The sequence below is a fragment of the Pseudoalteromonas sp. QJM3NY_22 genome (genome assembly GCF_056173065.1).
In genome coordinates this window covers 164,717-179,500 of the sequence record NZ_JBWBTZ010000002.1, presented here as the reverse complement: position 1 = coordinate 179,500, position 14,784 = coordinate 164,717, and the positions used below count along the sequence as shown (strand labels likewise).

Below are 14,784 nucleotides of genomic sequence, written 5' to 3'. Positions count from 1 at the left end.
AAAGTGTGGCACGTCTAGTTGGTTTAAATATTGCTCTATAATATTGAGCTTTTCAAAAGTGAATGTTTAGATACAAACTGCACTTTTTAGGTGCAAAAAAAAGAATTGCTGCACTGTAATAATGCGTAAATAAAGTTTTGGTTAACTTACAACGTGTTTAATGATTTTGAATGGAATCCACATCGCCTTTTTGTTTAGTTGTATGGCCTGTGGCAAAGATTAATTACCCTTTATGGTTTAGTTGGAGCCTGCTATGTTGAATAAACGTTTTTTTAAAACAAAAGATGAAGCTGAAGTTACTTTTGAGTTCACTCACCCTGAGGCAGAGCAAGTCTGTTTGCTAGGTGAATTTAATGATTGGCAGCCAGTGCCAATGAAGCTCAATAAAAAACAGGGCGTTTTTAAGTGTAAGCAACGCCTTCCTATTGATCAGCAGTTCCATTTTCGTTATCTAATCAATGGAGATATTTGGGATAACGACCACCAAGCCGACGGTTACATTGGTAATACATTTGGCACAGAAAATAGCATAGTGAATACGCAACGTATAAATTTAGGCCAATAAATGGACGCTCTTTCGCAGTTATTTTACCTGCATGGCATTGGTTATGAATTCACTAAATACACTGGTGAACAGGTTGTTTTTAGCGACGATACACGAAAGCAAGCTTTACAATGCTGTGGTATTGACACTAACGATGCTAATCAAATAGCGCATCTTAACTATGAATTAGATGCAGCTACTTGGCAGCAATTAGTTCCGCGTATTAGCTTGCTTGAATGGCCTGAAAATACCTTAAAGATTCGTATAGATGAGCGTCAACAGCATTTATGTGTAGGCATAAAAGTAGAGGCGCTTGGTCTTGACTTGGCATTTCAAACTATGCGTGATTTACCTGTCACAGGTGAATATTACTTGCATGGCGTGCGATATATTGAGGTTGCGCTTGAATTACCTTTTATCCCAGCTGGATATTATGATGCAACGATAAAAGTAGGCGAGCAATTTTCAAATACACAGGTTTGGTCTGTTCCTGAACAAGTATATCAAGTAGATGATATAAAGCGTACAGGGCTCTCTATTCAGCTTTATACTTTAAAAAATAAAGCGCTATTAGGTGTTGGAGATTTTAGCGATTTATTATCGTTAACTCATTTATGTAGTGCGCAAAACATGGATTATATTTTACTTAATCCACTTCATTTATTATTTGCCGATATGCCCGAGCGAGCAAGTCCTTATAGCCCTAACAGTCGTGCTTTGCTAAACCCTTTATATATTGCCATTGATTTATGTGACGACGCTAATAACAATGCAGCGCTAAATGCTTTAATGCAAAGTGATGATGTTATTTCTCTCATGCAAAGCAATGATCAATTTATAAATTACGAAAACGTAAGTCGTATTAAATATACGTTATTTAAAGCGCTTTATAGTCAGTTTGAATTAACTGCCAGTAATGAGCGTTGACAAGCGTTTACAGCATTTTGTAACACTCATACAAGTACGCTAAATACCCTTGAATCAGATAATTTAACGTTTGACTATTATTTGCAGTGGCAAGCGTATTTACAGTTAGCACTTTGTCAAAAAAGTTGTATAGAGCTGGGAATGGCTATTGGTTTAATCAACGATTTAGCTGTTGGGTGTGCTGGCGATGGGGCCGAATTTAAAAATCAGCAATCATTATTTAGCCAAGAGGCAAGTGTTGGTGCCCCGCCAGACCCATGGGCTGAAGCAGGTCAAAATTGGGGGCTTCCGGCACTCAATCCTCGCAGTCTTAGCAATAATCACTTCGAGTTTTATCGCTCACTTATTCGCGCAAATATGCAAAATGTAGGTGGTCTCAGAATTGACCATGTAATGGCTATTAGGCGTTTATGGTGGTGTTTTGAAACGAATGGTAAACAAGATGGCTGTTATGTTTATTATCCGTTTGAGCATTTACTCGCAATTTTAAAAATTGAATCGCATATTAATCAAAGTATTGTTATTGGCGAAGATCTGGGTGTAGTCCCCCCTGAGGTAAGAGATGCTTTAGCCTCTAGCGGTATTTTTTCTAACAGCTTATTTTATTTTGAAAAACAGCACGATGATGAATTTTTATTGGTTAACGATTTACCATCACGTTGCTTATTAATGATTGCCAATCACGATGTGCCTCCTTTTATGGGCTGGTGGCAACACGATGATTTAGATATAAAGCAGCAATACAGTTTAATTAACGAGCAGCAATGCAACGACTTAACCCACCAACGTGTTGAAGAGCAAGAGCGATTATTGCGCTTTATTAATGCCAATCAAACAAAAGAACTTAACCTACAAGCTAATGCAATGGACGTTTATAAATCACTTGCCTTATGTTTAGCAAAGTCGCAATCACGATTACTTGCGCTGCAAATAGATGATTTAGATGAGCAGCTTTACAGTGTGAATATTCCAGGAACAGATACCGAGTATCCCAATTGGCGGCGTGTTTTAACACACACTTGCGAAGAGATTTTTAGTAAAAATGCCTCTTTGTTAGCTGCAATAGATTCAATAAGGAAAGGTTAATGAGTAGCTCAGCAGTAGATAATATTGGATCTTCTTTTAATAGTTATGATGATCAAGTACAAGCGTTAAGCGCAGGTCGTTTTAAAGACCCGTTTAGCTTTCTTGGGGCACATAAACTAACAAACACAGACACAGAGTTACGACTTTACTTACCCACTGCGTTGAATGTTGTAATTAACCTTGGCGGTAAAAAAATAAAAGCGCTGCGATATAAGCAAAGTGATTTGTTTATTGCAAAGCTAAAAACATTGCCAAGCGCGCCATATCAATGTGATGTTGAATACACAAATACAGCCGTTACGTTTTACGATGAATACAGTTTTGACACTGCGCTCGATACACAGGCAATGTACTTATTTAACGAAGGTAGTTTAGAGCATGCATACTCACACTTTGGTGCACATTTTAGCACTCAACAAAATGTAGAGGGGGTGCGTTTTTGTGTGTGGGCGCCAAATGCAGCAAGTGTATCAATTATTGGTGAATTTAATTTTTGGCAAGCTAATCGTCACTTTATGCGCTTTCATCCTGCAAGTGGTGTATGGGAATTATTTATACCAGGCCTTAAAGCTGACATGTGCTATAAATTTGCAATTACCGCACAAAGTGGAGACGTGTTTGAAAAAGCAGACCCATATGCGTTTAAAATGCAACAAGCCCCCGGTACTGCCAGTGTATTGCAATACAAACCAGAACCTATAATTCTTGATGAACAAGCCTTAAAAAATAGACAAAAGCGTAATCATATTGATGCACCAATTAGTATTTATGAAGTGCATTTAGGCTCATGGCAACGCGCTGAAAATAATCGTTATTTAAGTTACGCAGAGCTTGCTGACAAGCTAGTTAGCTATGCACTTGAAATGAATTTCACCCACCTACAGCTTATGCCTATCAGTGAATACCCGTTTGATGGCTCGTGGGGCTATCAACCCGTTGGTTTATTTGCACCTACTAGCCGTTTTGGTGACTATAACAGTTTTAAATATTTTGTAGAGCAATGCCATAAAGCAAATTTAGGTATTTTACTCGACTGGGTACCTGGGCATTTTCCAAGTGATCCGCATGGTTTGCATCGTTTTGATGGCACTCATTTGTACGAACATGCCGATATGCGTCAAGGTTTTCATCCCGATTGGAATACCTATATTTATAATTACGATCGCCCTGAAGTTAAAAGCTTTTTGATTTCTAATGCAATGTATTGGTTACACCAATTTGGGCTTGACGGTTTACGAGTAGATGCAGTGGCTTCAATGTTGTATTTAGATTACAGCCGTAAAGAAGGTGAATGGATCCCTAATTGTTATGGTGGACGCGAGAACCTTGGTGCAATCGAGTGCCTAAAGCAGGTTAATTTACGAAGTTATAAAAACAACCCTGGCATCATGATGGTAGCCGAAGAATCAACTGCATGGCCAGGTGTTACACAAAGTGTTGAGCATAACGGTTTAGGGTTTGGCTATAAATGGAATATGGGGTGGATGAACGATAGTTTGCACTATATGCAACGCGACCCGCTTTACAAACAGCACCATCATCACGAAATAACCTTTTCGATGGTATACGCCTTTAGTGAGAACTTCATACTGCCATTGAGTCACGACGAAGTAGTGCATGGCAAAGGCTCACTTATTGAAAAAATGCCAGGGGATGATTGGCAAAAGTTTGCAAACCTTCGAGCTTATTATGCGTTTATGTGGGCGCATCCAGGTAAAAAACTATTGTTTATGGGTTGTGAAATAGCTCAGCGCAGTGAGTGGGGCCACGATCATTCGCTTGATTGGCACTTATTAGAGCATCAAAGTCACAATGGTATAAAACAAACAATTAAAACACTCAATCATGTATATAAAAACCAACCTGCTTTGTACGAACTTGACACAAGTGCAGCAGGCTTTGATTGGATAGATAACAACAATAACGATCAAAGTATTTTAAGTTTTGTAAGGTATGCCAAAAATGCACGAAATTTAGTGGTTGTTATAGCTAATTTCACTCCAGAGTCTTATCAAAATTACGTCATTGGTGTGCCAAATAAAGGCCGCTATAAAGTAATTTTAAATACAGATGAAACCGATTATTTTGGCTCAGGGATAGACGTTACACAAAACGAATCAAAGATAGTTACTACCTTCGACAGCCCTAATCATGGGTTCGCTCAAAGCATTTCTATTGCCATTGGTGGTTTAACTACTATTTATTTACAAAAGGTCGAAGATGAGTAATCAATTTGAAGTCACTCACGGCCAAGTTGAACCCTTAGGTTCAAGTGTTACTGACGGCGGTGTAAATTTTGCACTTTATGCGCCAAAAGCAACTCAAGCTTATTTATGTTTATTTGACAAAAGTGGCCATTCAGAAATATTAAAGGTGGCAATGAGCATTAACGAAGGCGGCATTTGGAGTATTCATATATTTCCTTTAAATGCAGGTGCTTTGTATGGCTTTAGAGTAGAGGGTGAATATAACCCTAAGCACGGTCAATTGTTTAACGAAAACAAACTATTAATAGACCCTTACGCAAAAGACTTATTTGGTGAGTTTACTTGGAGTGAGCGTCATTATGGGCAAATGCCAATCGGCACTAAAAGCACCGTAAATAATGCGATTGATATACCTAAGTCAAAAGTAGCAGCACCTGTGTTGTACGCGCATAAAAAGCCAAACCATAGATGGTCTAATACGGTTATATACGAATGCCATGTGAAAGGAGCAACGTGCCGTCATCCCGAAATTCCTAAGTACCTACAAGGGAAATTTTTAGGATTAAGTCATCCCAGTTTTATTGAACACTTGCAGAGTTTTGGTATTACAGCTGTGGAACTTTTACCTGTTCATTCATTTATTAGTGAACAATTTTTAACAGGTAAAGGGCTGCAAAATTATTGGGGTTACAACACGCTTAATTTTTTTACACCTCATAAAGACTACTTGGTTAAAGACGATATAAATGAGTTTAAGCAAATGGTGCGAGAGCTTCATGCGGCCGACATTGAAGTTATTATCGACGTTGTTTACAACCATACCGCAGAGGCCGGTAATGATGGCCCAATATTGTCACTTAGAGGCTTTGATAACTTAGCTTATTACCGCACTGTAAGCGATCGACCAGATTTATATATAAACGATACTGGATGCGGTAACACGATTAATATTGACCACCCTCGTGTATTACAACTTGTACTCGATAGTCTTCGTTATTGGGTTGAAGTAATGGGAGTTGATGGCTTCAGGTTTGATCTGGCGACTATTTTAGGGCGTTCTCAATCTGGTTTTAGCGCTTCTCATACTTTCTTACAAGCGGTTGCCCAAGATCCTATTTTAAACAAAGTAAAGCTTATTAGTGAACCGTGGGATATAGGCCCAGGTGGCTATCAGTTAGGTGCTTTTCCGGCACCTTGGCGTGAATGGAACGACCAATATCGTGATGTAATAAAGCGTTTTTGGAAAAGTGAAGAAGGCATTATTGCCACCGTTGCCAAACGTTTACATGGCTCATTTGATATTTTCGAGCACAGTGAGCGCGGTCCTCTCAATAGTATAAATTTTATAACTAGCCACGACGGTTTTACGCTTGCCGACTTAGTTAGCTACGAAGAAAAACACAATGAGGCAAATGGTGAGCAAAATCGAGATGGTCACAGTGCTAATCATTCTTTTAATTGTGGTGTAGAGGGGTTTACAAATGATCCCAAAATAACAGCGCTCCGCTTGCAACAGCAAAAAAACTTTTTGCTTACGCTTATTTTGTCCAAAGGAGTTCCTATGCTCTCATCTGGGAGTGAAATAGCGCACTCTCAAGGGGGAAATAATAATGCTTATTGCCAAAATAATCGTACCAGTTGGCTTGCATGGAAAGATTCACAATTAAGTCATACATTGACTCGTTTTATAGACGATGCACTAAAAATAAGAGGTGCCCACAGTGCGTTTAAGCACAGTGTTTTTTTAGATGATATTGATGAGCGCTTTACAGTTAGGTGGTTTACCGAAGACGGTGTAATCATGACTGACGCACATTGGCATGAAAATACGCGTCAGTTTTTAATGTACAGCTTGCTCGATAAGCAAAATAAACATGCACTTTTAATAATATTTAATGCGAGTAAAAAAGTAATGTCCTGCCAATTGCCGCAATCTCCAATAAGTGCGCCTTGGCAAATGGTTTTATCAAGTGTAAATAATGCATCTGTAAGTAGTAACAACGATGCGATGGTTGAAATTTCTGCACAAAGTAGCTGGGTTTTCAGTTCAAATTTAGAGGAAGTCGGTCATGGCTAAGCAAGATGAACAAGTGTGTGTAGTAAAGGGTTGGCAAGAAGGCCCTGTTATTGATGAAAGTACGTTAAAAGATGATTTAACACGTCACTTTTATTACACCCTCGGCCGAGATAAGGTCGGCGAATCACAGTTATATTTATATCATGCATTAGCGCTCACTATTCGCGATCGACTTGTTGCTCGTTGCAGAGAAACCAATCAACAAATTAGACAGCAAAAGCGCCGTAAAACGGCTTACCTTTCTCTTGAGTTTTTAATGGGACGAGCACTGGGTAACGCTATTTTAAATCTAGATTTAGATGATCAAGTTTCTTCTGCATTACAAGAATATTGTACAACAGTCGAAACGCTTGAAGATGCCGAACATGATGCAGGGCTAGGTAATGGTGGTTTAGGGCGTTTAGCAGCCTGTTTTTTAGATAGCTGTGCAAGTTTGGCCCTGCCTGTCATTGGGTATGGCCTTCGTTATGAATACGGTATGTTTAATCAGTCTATAAATGACGGAAATCAAATAGAACAACCCGACAACTGGCTTCGTGAAGGGCATCCATGGGAACTGAGTGCCCCAGAGCATGCAAAGCGCGTTAAATTTAGTGGCTATGTGCAAAGCTATACAGATAAATATGGCCGAGAGCATCGTCAATGGATGAGTTCACACGATGTATTAGCTGTGCCATATGATGTACCAATTCCTGGCTATAAAAATAATATTGTTAATACACTTCGTCTGTGGAAGTCAGAAGCGACAGATGAATTTAATCTAACTGAGTTTAATGCCGGTAGTTACTCAGAAGCTGTAGCACAAAAAAATCTAGCTGAACAAATTACTATGGTGCTTTACCCAAACGACAGTAGCGAAAATGGTAAAGAACTTAGGTTACGCCAACAGTATTTTTTATCGTCTGCGAGTATTCAAGACATTGTTGATCAATGGGTTGCACAACACGGTGAGAGTTTTTCTGATTTTTCTGATTTTCATGTGTTTCAATTAAACGACACACATCCAAGTATTGCTGTTGCAGAGCTGATGCGTATTTTAATTGATGACTACGAACTTGATTGGGAAGATGCTTGGCAAATTACGACTAAAACAATGGCCTATACAAATCATACCTTACTTCCTGAGGCACTTGAAAAGTGGTCAGTATCTTTGTTTGCAAGGTTATTACCGCGTATTTTAGAAATAGTTTACGAGATAAATGCACGTTTTTTAGCCCAAGTTGCACAGCAGTGGCCAGGGGATGTTAACAAACAGCGAGCGCTATCGCTTATTGAAGAAGGTGATGAACCGCAAATTCGTATGGCTTATTTAGCAATAGTCGGTAGTTACTCCGTAAATGGAGTCGCGGCACTGCATACTGAGTTACTAAAAGCAGGCTTGTTTAAAGAGTTTTATGCACTGTGGCCAGATAAGTTTAATAACAAAACAAATGGCGTAACACCACGTCGTTGGCTTGCTCACTGCAACCCTATTCTAAGCAAATTAATTAGCGAAAAAATTGGTAACGATTGGGTAGGCGATTTTAGTCAAATTAGTCAACTACGTCGATTTTTTGATGACCAAACCTTTCATATTCAGTGGCAATCAGCTAAACGCGAAAACAAACAACGCCTTGTTGATTTAGTCAAAGCGCGTTGCGGTGTTGAGTTCGATGTATCGATGATGTTTGACGTACAAGTTAAGCGAATTCATGAATACAAACGCCAACTACTTAATGTGTTGCATGTAATTCATCTATATGACCGTATTCGTCGCGGTGATACGCATGGGCTTGTTCCGCGTTGTGTGTTACTCGGTGGTAAAGCCGCGCCAGGCTATTACATGGCTAAAAAAATTATTAAGCTAATCAACAATGTGGCTGAGGTTATTAATAAAGATCCATTAGCAGCACCGTATTTACGTGTAGCATTTTTACCAAATTATAACGTAACAGCAATGGAAGTTATTTGCCCTGCAACCGATTTGTCAGAGCAAGTGTCTACCGCAGGTAAAGAAGCATCAGGTACAGGTAACATGAAGTTCATGATGAATGGTGCATTGACGATAGGTACACTTGATGGCGCAAATATTGAAATTAGAGATGCCGTGGGTGCTGATAATTTCTTTTTGTTTGGTGCTCAAGCACATCAAATTGATGATATTAAATCACGTTATAATCCAGAGCATTTAATTTCACAAAATAGTGACTTGGCAAACGTAATGCAGCTTTTAGAAAGTGGCCATTTTAATTTATTCGAACCATGCTTATTTGATGACGTGATCAATGCGATTAAGAGCCCGAACGATCCTTGGTTGGTCGCGCATGATTTTGAAAGCTATGTTGATGCTCAAAAACAAGTAGATAAGACCTACACTGATCAAGCCTACTGGACACAAATGAGTATTTTAAATACAGCAGCCAGTGGCATGTTTTCAAGTGATAGAACCATAAGCCAATACAGTGACGACATTTGGCATTTAGAACCCCTCAACATTAGTGCAACAGACTTAACGACAACTAAAAGTCATACCACTAACAGCAAAAACTAAATGGAGAGAGTATTATGCCCAACTACGAAAATCGTTATATAAGCAGCCTAACCAGAGAAACTTACGCACTAATACTGGCTGGAGGTCGCGGTTCACGCCTGCATGAACTGACTGACTGGCGAGCAAAGCCTGCGGTTTACTTTGGTGGTAAACATCGAATAATCGACTTTCCGTTATCTAACTGTATTAACTCAGGCGTTAGGCGCGTTGGTATTGCCACACAATATAAGTCTCATTCACTTATTAGGCACGTTAACCGTGCTTGGGGGCATTTTAAAAAGGAATTGGGAGAGTCGGTTGAAATTCTACCTGCATCGCAGCGTCAAGGCGATGATTGGTATTGTGGAACCGCCGATGCTGTTTTTCAAAATATAGATATTATTCGTCATGAATTACCAAAGTATGTGATGATTTTATCGGGCGATCATGTATATCGTATGGATTACGGTGCTCTTTTAGCTAAGCACGTAGAAAATGGCGCCGACATGACTGTTTGTTGCATCGAAGTACCTGTAGAAGAAGCCGCCGATACTTTTGGTGTAATGACCGTTAATGAGGAAAATCGTGTTTGCCGTTTTGACGAAAAGCCTGGAATGCCAAGTTCAGTACCTGGTAAGCCAGGTACGTGTTTAGCTTCAATGGGAAATTACGTATTTAACACCGAATTTTTGTTTGAACAGCTCAAAAAAGATGCGGAAAATGAAGGTTCTGGTCGCGATTTTGGCCACGATATTATTCCAGCAATAATAGAAGAGCATAACGTATTTGCCTTCCCATTTAGAGATCCAAACCAAGAAGGACAACCTTATTGGCGTGATGTGGGTACGCTAGATTCATTCTGGGAAGCTAATATGGAACTGGTAATGCCTGAGCCGCAACTTGATTTATACGATCCGATGTGGCCAATTTGGACCTATCAGGAACAATTACCGCCCGCTAAATTTATTTTTGATGACGATGATAGGCGCGGAATGGCCTTAGACTCAACAGTTTCTGGGGGTTGTATTATTTCGGGCTCTGCTGTTAGAAAGTCTTTATTGTTTTCAAATGTACATATTCGTTCATTTTGCGAGATAGAGCAGTCAGTCATATTGCCTGGTGCAATTATAAATAGAGGCTGCAAAATTAAGCGGGCGATAATAGATAGAAGCTGTGAGATACCAGCAGGACTAGAAATTGGTTTTGATCGTAAGACAGATGAAGACAATGGCTTTAGAGTGTCTAAAAAAGGCATCGTACTCGTGACCCGTGATATGCTCACTGAGCTTGCAATAAAGCTTGCGCGCCAAGCAAATGAAAATAAAAAGTTAGCTTAAATAAACTAGCTAACTAATTTTAAGCATGACAACAAGGCTTGCTCTTTATTGAGCAGGCTAATTAGGTTAAAGGAAGTAGTAAATTAATGCATGTATTAATGGTTGCAGCAGAGAACGACGCGTTACCAGGCGCTAAAGTAGGTGGAGTAGCTGATGTAGTGCGTGATGCACCAAAGGCGTTGGTAGAGCAAGGTGTAACTGTAGATGTTGTTATTCCTGATTACGGCTTTGCGTTTATTGAGCGTATTTATCTTGGTGAAGTAACGGTTGCTTTTAATGCACAGCCACATATTTTAACACTTTTTAAAGTACGACAAACGCAAAGTAATGTCAGCCAAATTATTATTAGCCACCCATTGTTTAGTGAATCAGGCACTGTTTACTGCAACGATGCACCCGGTAGGCCGTTTGCCACGGATGCAACCAAGTTTGCTTTATTTAATGGCGCAGTTTGTGAGGCTTTATTACAAGGGGTACTTACACGCCCTAATGCATTACATTTGCATGATTGGCACAGCGCGTGTGTTGCTGTTTTAATTAAATTTGAGCCACGTTATAGCGCACTAAATAACATACACATAGCCTACACTGTACATAACATAGCGCTGCAGGGAATAAGGCCTTTTAAACACGATGACTCGAGTCTAGAAGCATGGTTTCCTTCGCTTAGTTATAACGGTCAACATTTATGTGATCCACGTTATCCGCATTGTTTTAACCCAATGCGCAGTGCCATTAACCTATGCGATAAAGTACATGTTGTATCACCAACCTATAGCCAAGAAGTACTTAAACCAAGTAATTATGAACATGGTTTTTTTGGCGGCGAAGGGCTTGAGCAAGATCTGCAAAATGCGGTAGAACAAGGCAAGCTGGTTGGTATTTTAAATGGCTGTGAGTATCCTAAGTTAACAAATGAAAATGCAGACTTAAATACTTTATATAAAAAAATAGAGAACACTTTATTTAGCTGGATGAGTAACCATAAGCAGCTTCAAAGTGGTTATTATATTGCGCACCAGCGACTACAGCAATTTAAAGCAGCAAATAATGGCCCATTAGTAACAAGTGTAGGCCGACTTACAGAGCAAAAAGTCTTGTTGTTGTGCCAGCAGGTGAACGGTACTTTAGCGATTGATAACGTTTGCCAACTAGTTAATAAATACGGTGGTCGATTCATTGTTTTAGGTTCGGGTGACAAAGAACTTGAAAGTCTTTTTACTAAAGCGATGGCACGCAATTCTAACCTTTTATTTTTGCAAGGTTATGGTCAAGGTGTTGGTGATTTAATGTATCAACTAGGTGATTTGTTCTTAATGCCAAGTTCGTTTGAGCCATGTGGTATAAGTCAAATGCTTGCAATGCGAGCGGGACAGCCTTGCTTGGTGCATGGTGTTGGCGGATTAAAAGACACCGTTCAGCATAATGAAAATGGTTTTAGTTTTAGTGGCGACACATTAGCAATGCAAGCTAGTAATTTAATCACCTGTTTAGACGAAACACTCTCAATTAAAAAGCAAGAACCTCAAAAGTGGCATAAAGTAAAAAAGGGTGCTGAGCAAGCCCGTTTTTCATGGACGCAAATCGCAACTGCTTATATAACAACCTTATATAGGTAAATTATTACGTGCTTTGCAAAGTTCAGTGACAATTGTATCGCTTTAATGTTTAATGACTTAGTCTGATGTAAAAAACAAGAAGTAGGTAATGTGTCTGTATTTGTTGCAAGGCAAGCAATATTTAATCGTCGTCAAAATGTAGTAGCTTACGAGCTACTTTTTCGTGATAGCCCTAAAAATTATTTTCCTGATATTGCAGAAGGCCAAGCGACCGCTCGTCTTATTATGGAGAATCAACTTAACTTAGGTACTCGCCATATTACATCAGGTAAAAAAGCACTCATTAATATTGGTCCTGAATCATTGAAGCTCGACTTATGCGCTTTTTTGCCTTGCCAAGATGTTGTAATCGAACTACTTGAAACCATTGAGCCAAACGATGATAACTACGAACTATGCCGAGGTTTATTTCATAGTAATTATAAACTCGCACTCGATGATTTTGTGTATAAACCACAGTGGGATCGTTTTTTAAAGCTCGTCAAATTAATAAAATTTGATATAAGAATGACACCGCTTAACGAAATACAACCCATCGTTAAAAAGCTGCAAGCACATAAACAAATAAAAATATTAGCCGAAAAAATAGAAACACAAGACGACTATAAATTAGCCTTTGATATGGGGTTTGATTATTTCCAAGGTTATTTTTTTGCAAAACCCACTATGATCAAGCAAAACGATATCGATTATAATTATGGGTTAGTTGTCGCTATTTATGCTGAAATAATGAAGCCAAACCCAGATATAAAAGTTATATCTGGGTTGTTTGAGCTAGATGCCGCCCTTGCATATAAACTACTGCGTTTAATAAACAGTGGTGTTTTTCCTATACAAAGTCAAATATCGTCATTAAAGCAAGCACTTGTCTATTTAGGGCATGATCGTCTTAAAAAGTTTGTGAGCCTTATTGTTACCGCTCATACAGCAGGAAAAAAACCTGCTGAGCTAATGCAGGTTTGCGTTGTTCGTGCTCGTTTTTGTGAGCTTTTAGCAAAAAATGTAGCAAAGAGCCAAACTGGAGAGGCTTTTTTAACCGGTTTATTTTCATTGCTTGATGCAATACTTGATCAACCGATGAGCTTACTCGTTGAAAAGCTGCCTTTTCCAGATGAGATAAAAGCGGCATTATTAAATGATAAAAATAACCTTTACTATATTTTAAACGTTGTTAGAGCATACGAAACTGGAAGCTGGTGGGCGCTAGAGCAAGCTGGGCTTTTGTTGAATATAGACGATGCTATACTGCCTGCACTCTACCAGCAGTCGGTCAATTGGGCCGACTGCTATAAGAACAATATTTAACGGACACTAGCTTTAATGCGCAATTACAATATGGACTTCATTCGTGGCATAGCTGTACTGGGCTTAGTTTACATGAATAGCTATGCTTTTGGTGTTTTTGAATTAGGCTACATTGCGCACAGTAATGCCCCTGTTAGTGACTCTATTATTTATATTTTTAGTACCTTATTTGTAGACGGTCGTTTTAGAACGCTGTTTAGTTTGCTGTTTGGGGCTGGGCTTTATATTCAATGGCAACGTTATAAGTCTGATGTGCAGTTAAAAAGTAGGCTTTACTGGTTAATACTGTTTGGTTTAGCACATGGGTTTTTACTTTGGGCTGGTGATATTTTATTTGTTTATGGCATTTCAGGTTGGTTTACTCTGAAATACCTACAAAGCGATAATGCGTTACTTTTGAAGCGAGGTCTTGCATTTATTTTACTGTGTGGCATCACCACTGGGCTGGTTATGTATAGTGCACCTGTGGATATTATTTATCGCGACTCTCAAGATTTTATTTCTTTATATAGCCCACATTATTTTGATTATTTTATTTCTAACTTAGGTATGAATGCATTAATGGTATTTATAGTGCCGATAATGACCTTGTGGATGTGTGCAGGGATTATGCTCATTGGTATTTACTTGTATAAACAGGGGGTATTTAGTGAAGGCTTAAGCACAAAACAGCTAGTAACAATCGTTATTGCAACCACGATCTTGAGTGCATTTAGGCTCTATACCTCGCAATACAGTAGTGGCTTTATGTATGCCATACAAGAGTTAATAAATATGTTTGCGGCACTTGGAATGGCGACGTTGTATATTCATTTAATTGTTAAATTTTGCAATAACAGCGCACACGTTGGCAAGCTTATTCAGCAAACAGGGCGCTTAGCATTTACCTTGTATATTAGCCAAACACTCATGCAACTATTGTTATATAAAGTGCTATTTACACACTGGGTGCTCGGTTTTGATCGTATTGATTACTGGGTGCTGGCAACGGCATTAGTTGTAATGCAGCTCATATTTACCTTTATATACAGCCGCTATTTTAATCAAGGCCCGCTTGAATTTGTATGGCGTAAATTAACGAAAGCAAAAATTAATGCTTAAACACCTATAAATTCTAAATTAGGGGCGAAAAAATAGTGTGGGTGGTTTACACTACTCGCCTTAAAAATTACT

The 14,784-nt window shown here is 39.0% G+C and carries 8 protein-coding genes and 1 pseudogene; all 9 read left to right on the top strand.

What is annotated here, in order from left to right:
• Positions 1-253: 253 nt before the first annotated feature.
• The 9 genes and pseudogenes from AC0VZ4_RS21110 to AC0VZ4_RS21070 all read left to right on the top strand — a co-directional run bounded on the left by AC0VZ4_RS21110 (position 254) and on the right by AC0VZ4_RS21070 (position 14,712).
• Positions 254-565: an isoamylase early set domain-containing protein gene (locus tag AC0VZ4_RS21110; protein ID WP_475442034.1), complete on the top strand. Its 312-nt coding sequence runs from the start codon at positions 254-256 to the stop codon at positions 563-565.
• Positions 566-2,557 (top strand): annotated as a pseudogene (malQ, locus tag AC0VZ4_RS21105) (4-alpha-glucanotransferase).
• Complete coding sequence (glgB, locus tag AC0VZ4_RS21100) at positions 2,557-4,785, top strand: 1,4-alpha-glucan branching protein GlgB (protein WP_475442033.1); 2,229 nt, start codon at positions 2,557-2,559, stop codon at positions 4,783-4,785. The pseudogene malQ and the gene glgB overlap by 1 nt, the downstream one beginning before the upstream one ends.
• On the top strand, positions 4,778-6,841 hold the full coding sequence (glgX, locus tag AC0VZ4_RS21095; RefSeq protein ID WP_475442032.1) for a glycogen debranching protein GlgX: 2,064 nt from the start codon (positions 4,778-4,780) through the stop codon (positions 6,839-6,841). The genes glgB and glgX overlap by 8 nt, the downstream gene beginning before the upstream one ends.
• The gene (locus AC0VZ4_RS21090; protein WP_475442031.1) at positions 6,834-9,371 is read left to right on the top strand and encodes a glycogen/starch/alpha-glucan phosphorylase; all 2,538 of its coding nucleotides are present in this window, start codon (positions 6,834-6,836) and stop codon (positions 9,369-9,371) included. The genes glgX and AC0VZ4_RS21090 overlap by 8 nt, the downstream gene beginning before the upstream one ends.
• Positions 9,372-9,385: 14 nt before the next feature.
• Entirely contained in the window at positions 9,386-10,687 is a 1,302-nt protein-coding gene (glgC, locus tag AC0VZ4_RS21085) for a glucose-1-phosphate adenylyltransferase (RefSeq protein ID WP_475442030.1), read from the top strand.
• 86 nt (positions 10,688-10,773) lie between these two features.
• Positions 10,774-12,306, top strand: a complete 1,533-nt coding sequence (locus AC0VZ4_RS21080; RefSeq protein ID WP_475442029.1) for a glycogen synthase — start codon at positions 10,774-10,776, stop codon at positions 12,304-12,306.
• Between the two features lie 90 nt (positions 12,307-12,396).
• Entirely contained in the window at positions 12,397-13,611 is a 1,215-nt protein-coding gene (locus AC0VZ4_RS21075) for an EAL and HDOD domain-containing protein (protein ID WP_475442028.1), read from the top strand.
• A gap of 30 nt (positions 13,612-13,641) precedes the next feature.
• Entirely contained in the window at positions 13,642-14,712 is a 1,071-nt protein-coding gene (locus AC0VZ4_RS21070) for a DUF418 domain-containing protein (protein WP_007376347.1), read from the top strand.
• Positions 14,713-14,784 lie beyond the last annotated feature (72 nt).